We start from the raw sequence: 8,096 nt of genomic DNA, 5'->3' as shown, positions 1-8,096 counted from the left end.
CCGACGCGCCAGCACCAGGTAAAACGCGCCGCCCAGGAAGCAACCGGTAAACCACGCAAAGTTGGCAATCGGCTTGAACCACGGCACGAAGGTGAACAGCAGACCGATCAGGGTCGCGACCAGCAAGGCTTTGATCGCCACCGGGTTGAAGCCGTTGGTGTACCAGTAACGGCCAGCCGGGGTGTCGTCGAACAGTGCGTCCACATCGATGTACTGTTTTTTGATCAGGTAGAAATCCACCAGCAGGATGCCGAACAGCGGGCCAATAAAGGCGGCCAACACGTCCAGGGTGTAGTGGATCACTTCAGGGTTGTTGAACAGGTTCCACGGGGTGATGAAGATCGAAGCCACTGCCGCGATCATACCGCCCGCACGCCAGCTGATTTTGCTCGGAGCACAGTTGGCGAAGTCGAAGGCCGGGGATACGAAGTTGGCCACGATGTTGATGCCGATGGTCGCCGTCACAAAGGCAAATGCACCCAGCAATACGGCAACGGTGTTATCGATACGGGCCACGGTGGCGATGGGGTCATGAATCATTTCACCGAACACCGGCAAGGTGCCGGAGACGATCACGACCGTCACCAGGGAGAACGCCAGGAAATTCACCGGCAAGCCCCAGAAGTTTCCGCGTTTGACGTCAGCCATGCTCCGGCAATAACGGCTGAAGTCGCCGAAGTTCAAGGTAGGCCCGGAGAAGTACGACACCACCAGCGCCGTTGCCATGACCACCTGACCGAATGCTTCCCAGCCACTCAGGGATTTTTCCGACAGGGTAAAGCTGATGTTGCTCCAGCCCGCCTTCCAGACGATCCAGCCTGCCAGAATGAACATGACCGCGTAGACCACCGGCCCCGCCCAGTCGATGAAGCGGCGAATCGAATCCATGCCGCGCCAGAACACGATGGCTTGCAGCACCCACAAGGTCAAAAAGCCCATCCAGCCGAGATACGACAGGCCGGCGAATTGCACCTGAGCAAGACTTTCCATCGACGGAAAGAAGCGCAGCACCACAATGACCAACGCGCTGGACGCCAGATAGGTTTGCACCCCGTACCAGGCGACTGCGATCAAACCACGAATCACTGCGGGAATGTTTGCGCCGAACACACCGAATGCCAATCGGCAAATGACCGGATAAGGCACAGCGGCTTGCTGACTCGGCTTGGCGAGCAGATTGGCAATGACCTGAATGATGCAGATCCCGACCAGCAAGGCGATCAACACCTGCCAGCTGGCCAGGCCCAGCGCGAACAGGCTGGCGGCGAACACATAGCCGCCCACGCTGTGCACGTCGCTCATCCAGAACGCGAAGATGTTGTACCAGGTCCACTTCTGCTTAACCGGGCCAAGATCTTCGTTGTACAAGCGAGGGCTGTAGCCCTTTGGAGTTTCTGGATTCATGGCACGCACTCTCCTCTGATCGATGCCGCTCCGGAGACTGCATACGGAGGCTGGCTTTATTTGTATACGATCTTAAAGGCATGATGCATGCCAAACCCCAAGAATTGGCTCGTAGAGCAGGCAGTAGAAGCGTTATGTGACATTGATCGATACCAATAAAAGCCAGCAAATGCGCGATTAAAGTGCATGAATGCGCACTGGCAGTGCATACAATCAGTGTTGCAGTACGCCAAGTGAGTGATGGCAAACCGCATAGAGTTTGTATACGATCATCCCCACACTCACCGGTTAAAGCGGCCTTATGAATCCTCTCTTCCTCGCCAGCCCTGCCATGAGCGATTCAACGCTGAGTCGCGATGAACAGATCTATCAGGACATTCTTGAAGCCATCGTCGAGCACCGGTTGTTGCCGGGCACTCGCCTGCCGGAAGATGCCTTGGCTGAAGTGTTTGCCATCAGCCGGACCGGTATTCGCAAAGTCCTGCAGCGGCTGGCACTGGAGCGACTGGTGACCTTGCGCACCAATCGCGGAGCCGAAGTCGCTCAGCCGACCGCTAAAGAAGCTCAGGATGTGTTCGCCGCCCGCCAGTTGATCGAGCCTGCTCTGATGCCTGCCGTGGCCGAGCAGATTGATGCCGCGCAACTGAAGACGCTGCGCACACTGGTCGATCAGGAGCACGAGGCCCAGCGCGAAGGCCTGCACAGCCGCGCCATTCAATTGTCTGCGCGCTTTCATGTGCAACTAATCGCACTGGCCGACAATCAGGTGCTGACCGAACAGGTTGCCCAGTTGACCACCCGCTCATCGCTGATCATCGCGGTTTACGGTTCACGGCACAGTGTTGGCTGTGACTGTGGCGATCATGAGGAACTGCTTGGGTTGCTCGAAGAAGGCAAAGGCATTTCGGCTGCGCAATGGATGGGCAAGCATCTGGCAAGCATCCGCGCCAGCTTGCAGGTCGATCAGGTGACGCCGGTTGAGCCGGACTTCAAAACCATTTTCAAGCGTTGATCCGCGAGTCGAGCCTTACATGAAAATCCAGGTCATCAATCCCAACACCAGCCAGAGCATGACGGCGAGCATCGGACGCGCCGCACGCGCAGTGGCGCGCCCCGGTACAGAAATCATCGCCTGCTGCCCTGATTCTGGCCCGGAATCCATCGAGGGCCATTTCGACGAAGCCATCGCAGCCGTGGGTGTGCTCGAAGAAGTCCGCAAAGGCGTCGCCGCGGGATACGACGCGCACATCATCGCCTGCTTCGGCGACCCAGGCCTGTTGGCGGCACGGGAGTTGGCGCGCGGTCCGGTGATCGGCATTGCCGAAGCGGCCTTTCATGTCGCCAGCCTTATCTGCACACGCTTTGCTGTGGTCACGACGCTGACGCGCACCCGGATCATCGCCGAGCACCTGCTGCGCAATTACGGCATGACCGAACATTGCACCTCGGTGCGTTGCGTCGATGTGCCGGTGCTTGAGCTGGAAAGCATGGGTGAGCAAGCGTTGGCAGAGCGCATTGCAGAACAGGCGATACAGGCCCGGGATAGCGAAGGTGCGGGGGCTATTATTCTCGGTTGCGGTGGCATGGCGGACTTGCCGGGGCTGGTCAGTGAACTGACGGGTTTGCCCGTGGTTGATGGTGTCGCCGCAGCCGTGAAACTCGCCGAGGCGCTTGGCGAACTGGGGTTAGCCACGAGCAAGCATGGGGATCTGGCCTTTCCGCTGGCCAAACGCTTTACCGGTCGGTTTGCGCATTTCGGCCGTTAACCAGACTCACTTCGAGAAGCGCGCGGCAGCGATGGCGTCCTGTCTCATGCACCGCGTACAACCCTCTCGCCAACAAGTTGCCTCCTACCTCGCACCGCGCCAACCGGTAGGAGCGAACTTGTTCGCGAGGCGCCAGGCTTGATTCACCGCGTACAACCCTCTCGCCAACAAGTTGCCTCCTACCCCACACCGCACCAACCGGTAGGAGCGAACTTGTTCGCGAGGCGCCAGGCCTGATTCACCGCGTAACCCCTCTCGCCAACAAGCTGCCTCCTACCCCACACCGCGCCACCGGTAGGAGCGGACTTGTTCGCGAGGCGCCAGGCCTGATTCACCGCGCACAGCCCTCTCGCCAACAAGTTGCCTCCTACCTCACACCGCGCCAACCGGTAGGAGCGAACTTGTTCGCGAGGCGTCAGGCTTGATTCACCGCCCACAACCCTCTCGCCAACAAGTTGCCTCCTACCCCACACCGCGCCACCGGTAGGAGCGAACTTGTTCGCGAGGCGCCAGGCTTGATTCACCGCGTACAACCCTCTCGCCAACAAGTTGCCTCCTACCTCACACCGCGCCAACCGGTAGGAGCGGACTTGTTCGCGAGGCGCCAGGCCTGATTCACCGCGCACAGCCCTCTCGTCACTAAGCGTGCACTCCCAGGGGGTCTGATGTCCGCTACGCGATAAGCCCGACAAACAACTGCTTCCATTAAGCACCAATAAAGATATATCGATAGACCGTATCGATATAAGGCGTTATTAAAAACGTCGTTATGCTGCCGCCTGTTTTTTTCTGGCAGTCGCCCTTTTTGTTGTGAGATGCAGTAATGGATTTTGGTGGCTTGGGTTTGGTTGTTGCGGGTCTGGTAGTGGGTTTCATCGTCGGAATGACGGGCGTGGGCGGCGGCTCGCTGATGACGCCTATTCTGTTGTGGTTCGGGGTTAACCCGGCGACGGCCGTTGGTACTGACCTGCTCTATGCAGCCATTACCAAATCCGGCGGTGTGTGGGTTCATAAAAGAAACGACAACATCGACTGGAAAATCACTGGCTGGCTAACCATGGGCAGCGTCCCGGCAGTGCTGCTGACGCTATGGTTTCTCAGCACCCTGCACGCCGCGCCGGATGCCATGAACGCGGTTATCAAGCAGGCCTTGGGCATTGTTCTGTTGCTGACTGCCGCAGCGGTGTTCTTCAAGAAACGTCTGCTCGCGTTCGCCCACAATCGTGCAGGCGGCAGCTATAACCCCAGCGGCAAGAGCCTGAATGCGCTCACGGTCTTCACCGGCCTGATTCTCGGCACCATGGTTGCCCTGACCTCGATTGGCGCTGGCGCACTGGGCACCGTGGCGTTGTTCATCCTTTACCCCTTCCTCGCCACCCGCCGTCTGGTCGGCACCGAAATCGCCCACGCCGTGCCGCTGACGCTGGTTGCAGGTCTGGGCCATGCAGGGATGGGCAACATGGACTGGGGGATTCTCGGCTTCCTGCTGCTGGGTTCGTTGCCAGGAATTTATCTGGGCAGCCATCTTGCGGGCCGGGTGTCGGATGACATCCTGCGTCCGTGTCTGGCGATCATGCTGGCATTTATTGGGTACAAGTTGGTGTTTTAGCCCTGACGCGATTTCCTCACGGGAATTCTATGTTGGCCTGCTAGCGTAATAGTGATCTTGTAGGACCGGCTTTAGCCGGGAGGGCGGTATGTCTACCGACGGAGTTCAGTGAATATCCAGGCGTCCTCCCGGCTAAAGCCGGTCCTACAGGTTCAATAGTGCATTTGAGCGGGGCGCACAAAGGAATCTGCGTTCGCAGCAGTTTCTGCAAACCTCTGTTCATCGCTAACTTACGCGATGTCACAAAGACATCACACAACTGCCCTATAACCCAGTCTCCGATGTTTCTATCGACTGGGTTGCCTGCCGTGAAAAAGTTAATACCTGCCATTTTCCGCCGACGTTCCGGGGCTACTACTGTCCTGCGCCGCTTCAGAATCACTCAGCGTCTGGTGCTCTGTTTCGGAATCACTTCGCTGCTCACCATCGGACTAGGGGCGTTCTGCCTGTTCCAGATGCAAGAGATCCGCAAGCAAGGTGAAACCGTGGAAAGTGGCTCGCTGCCCAGCATCGCCATGGCCGATGCGCTGGCGATCACACTGATCAAGATGCGCAGCGAAAGCATCCGCCTGATCGCCAATGCGGACGACCCCGGCGCGGTTGTTACCAGCAAGATCAACGTTGAAACCCTCAAGAATGACGCCGAGAAAGGCTTCTCCGATTATCTGGCCCACGTCAAAGACAGCACCGAACGAGATTCCCTCGTCGCCTTGCAAGATGCTTATAAAGCGTTCATCCCCGGCCTTTATGACGAGATCGCGCTGATCGAGCAGCGCAAGATTGAAGACGCACGCATGCTGGCCAATACCATGCTGTCCTTGCAGGGCGACCTGATGGACATGCAGGTGCAACTGCTGCGCGAACTGAACAAGCAAAGTGCAGCGACTGCAGTCGACAATGCCAGTGCCAGTTACGCCCAAACGCGGATTATCGCGCTAAGTGCCATCGTGGCGGTACTGACCCTGACCTTGTTACTGGCCTGGCGTTTGAGCGTCAGCATCATTCGTCCGGTCCGCCAGGCATTGAAGATTGCCAGTACCATTGCCAATGGCGATCTCAGCCCGCAACCGATCCCCGAAGGCAAGGACGAAACGGCTCAGCTGTTGACCATGCTCGGCCAGATGCGCGGCAATCTGCACACCACCATCGAGCAGATCTACGCGGCGGCCAATCAGCTATCGCAGTCGGTGCAGGAAATGAGCAGCATCGCCGAATCCGGGGCGGACAACCTGAAGCTGCAGAACAGCGAAATCGAGCAGGCGGCAGTGGCGGTCAACCAAATGAGCCAGGCGGCCATGGAAGTCGCCAGCAATGCCAGCAACACAGCAACCGAATCTCTTGCGTCGAACGCAGCAGCGGCCAACGGTAAGGCGCGCCTCGCCGACACTATTGGCTCGATCAAGGAACTGACCGGCAATGTGCTGGACACTTCGCATCAGGCTGAAGGGCTCGCTGAGCGCACCTTGAGCATCAGCAAGATCCTTGATGTGATCCGCGCGATTGCTAACCAGACCAACCTGCTGGCACTCAATGCTGCCATCGAAGCCGCCCGTGCGGGTGAGGCCGGACGGGGGTTTGCCGTGGTGGCCGATGAAGTCCGTTCCCTGGCGCAGCGCACCAGTGCCTCAACCACGGAAATCGAAGGGCTGATCAACAGCGTTCAGCAAAGCACTCGGGAGACCGCCGAGGCGCTGCGGCTCACGGCGACGCAAGCCAACGTGACCCTCGAACAGGCCGCCGCGACCGGTGAAGCGTTGACCGTGATCATCAGCTCAACCTCCACCATCAACGACCGCAACCTGCTGATCGCCAGCGCGGCCGAGCAACAGGCACAGGTAGCCGGTGAAGTGGACCGTAACCTCAGCAGCATTCGCGAGCTGTCGGCCCAAAGTGCATCCGGCGCGCACCAAACCACGGCTGCCAGCAATGCGCTGTCAGTGCTGGCGACGGATTTGAACATCATGGTTCAGCGTTTCGTGCTTTGAATAAATCGATAGGAGACGCTTAAAGGGAGAGGTAATAAATATTTACCGCGCCCCCATTTAATCGTAATGGCACATTGCTTCAATATTGCAGCAACCCCAAACCTCGGGGCAGATTGCCAAAAAGGATATGAGCATGCTGAAAGCCGCTGTATGGACTGCAACACTCGCCACTCTGACGTTTGGTGCCATGGTTCAGGCCGATGTCAACGTCAAGCTGGGTAGCCGGGAGCGTGTCACCCAACTCTTCGCATTTCCGAATAACTGCAACGTCATTTGTTATCGCAACTGGACGCTGGAACAGACCGTCGAGCACTATCTGACGCAAAGCGTGCAGCGCGATGGCTACACCGGCAAAGTCACCGTCACTAATGACAACGATGTGATCTACGCGCAGATCAGCGGTGTGCCAGACGGTTATGACAAACCCCTGTCCCAACTGCTGGACGCGGGAGACCTGGCCTACAGCGGTGCGCAAAAACTTCTCGCCTCCGGACCAGACAAGTGGCAGTACAACTGGTACTTGTTCCTGCCGCTGGGCATGGCGCTGGAGAATCGAAAAAGCGTTGAGCTGCTGCACTTTCCGCCAGACTATTCCCTGACTCAGGCTCAGGATTATCTGAGGTCCAATACCACCGACCGCTGGGCACAGCTGCTGACCTACAACGGCATCCCCACCGCGCAGACGCCGGGTTATCAGACCATTATCGATATCGCGCCAATTGCCGCGCCAGCCTCGGCGGGCAGTTCGCTGGAAGGTGTGTACAGCTACTTTCAGGATTATCAGACCACGATGGTCAAGCAACTGAGCCAGAACGCTGCAGGTGCGTCGCTGCCAATGGTTGCGTTTGGTGCGCCGGTGCGCAACTGGATCAAGCAACAGTACTCAGCCAGCGTGCCGGTGCTGGGCCTGGCAACCATCAGTCCGAATCCTGGGCAGAACGTGCCGGTGCTGGGCTCGAACCATCCGAGCTACATCTGGTACGCCGCAGACAAGGCCAACTATGGTGGCGATGAAGTCAAGGCAGATGCCGCCGGATTGGCGGTCATGGGCCAGGATTTGAGTGCGGCCTGCTGGCAGGCGGGGATGGGGCAAAAACCAGGCGCGGACCCGAAAGCTACCTTGAGCAGCTGCACGCAGAACTGGCAGGTCACCAACAAGGCCAGGACCTGTGTGCTGTTCTACACCGATGTGCGCAAGCTGACACAGGCACAAGCTGACGCCAAATGCACGACGAGCTCTGTATCTCGCTCGCTGAAACAGTTGCAGAAGCCCCTGACGGCGCCGGCGGTTCATCCGTATATGTAACGCCCGCAGGAATCATGACGTGGGAC

The 8,096-nt window shown here is 58.3% G+C and carries 6 protein-coding genes; 5 read left to right on the top strand and 1 reads right to left on the bottom strand.

Going from position 1 to position 8,096, the window contains the following annotated elements:
- Positions 1-1,404 (bottom strand): NCS1 family nucleobase:cation symporter-1 (locus tag H8S59_RS24890; RefSeq protein ID WP_187523145.1); only part of this gene is annotated, 1,404 nt, incomplete at its 3' end.
- A 301-nt stretch (positions 1,405-1,705) separates the two neighbouring features.
- Here H8S59_RS24890 and H8S59_RS24885 point away from each other — a divergent pair.
- The 5 genes from H8S59_RS24885 (at position 1,706) to H8S59_RS24865 (ending at position 8,070) form a co-directional block, all read left to right on the top strand.
- Positions 1,706-2,416: a GntR family transcriptional regulator gene (locus H8S59_RS24885; protein ID WP_187523144.1), complete on the top strand. Its 711-nt coding sequence runs from the start codon at positions 1,706-1,708 to the stop codon at positions 2,414-2,416.
- Between the two features lie 19 nt (positions 2,417-2,435).
- A complete protein-coding gene (locus tag H8S59_RS24880; RefSeq protein ID WP_187523143.1) occupies positions 2,436-3,170 on the top strand; it encodes an aspartate/glutamate racemase family protein in 735 nt (244 codons plus the stop codon).
- An 823-nt stretch (positions 3,171-3,993) separates the two neighbouring features.
- A complete protein-coding gene (locus tag H8S59_RS24875) occupies positions 3,994-4,779 on the top strand; it encodes a sulfite exporter TauE/SafE family protein (protein ID WP_095100270.1) in 786 nt (261 codons plus the stop codon).
- Between the two features lie 281 nt (positions 4,780-5,060).
- A complete protein-coding gene (locus H8S59_RS24870) occupies positions 5,061-6,764 on the top strand; it encodes a methyl-accepting chemotaxis protein (protein WP_187523142.1) in 1,704 nt (567 codons plus the stop codon).
- 133 nt (positions 6,765-6,897) lie between these two features.
- A complete protein-coding gene (locus tag H8S59_RS24865) occupies positions 6,898-8,070 on the top strand; it encodes a hypothetical protein (protein WP_187523141.1) in 1,173 nt (390 codons plus the stop codon).
- Positions 8,071-8,096 lie beyond the last annotated feature (26 nt).

Source organism: Pseudomonas folii (assembly GCF_014357575.1).
Taxonomy (GTDB): domain Bacteria; phylum Pseudomonadota; class Gammaproteobacteria; order Pseudomonadales; family Pseudomonadaceae; genus Aquipseudomonas; species Aquipseudomonas folii.
Note: the sequence above shows the minus strand (reverse complement) of the source record. Positions and strands in the feature narration are given on the sequence as shown.

Coding starts and splice junctions, on each gene's coding strand:
- H8S59_RS24885 (WP_187523144.1), top strand. CDS start 1,706: ATGAATCCTCTCTTCCTCGCCAGCCCTGCCATGAGCGATTCAACGCTG.
- H8S59_RS24880 (WP_187523143.1), top strand. CDS start 2,436: ATGAAAATCCAGGTCATCAATCCCAACACCAGCCAGAGCATGACGGCG.
- H8S59_RS24875 (WP_095100270.1), top strand. CDS start 3,994: ATGGATTTTGGTGGCTTGGGTTTGGTTGTTGCGGGTCTGGTAGTGGGT.
- H8S59_RS24870 (WP_187523142.1), top strand. CDS start 5,061: ATGTTTCTATCGACTGGGTTGCCTGCCGTGAAAAAGTTAATACCTGCC.
- H8S59_RS24865 (WP_187523141.1), top strand. CDS start 6,898: ATGCTGAAAGCCGCTGTATGGACTGCAACACTCGCCACTCTGACGTTT.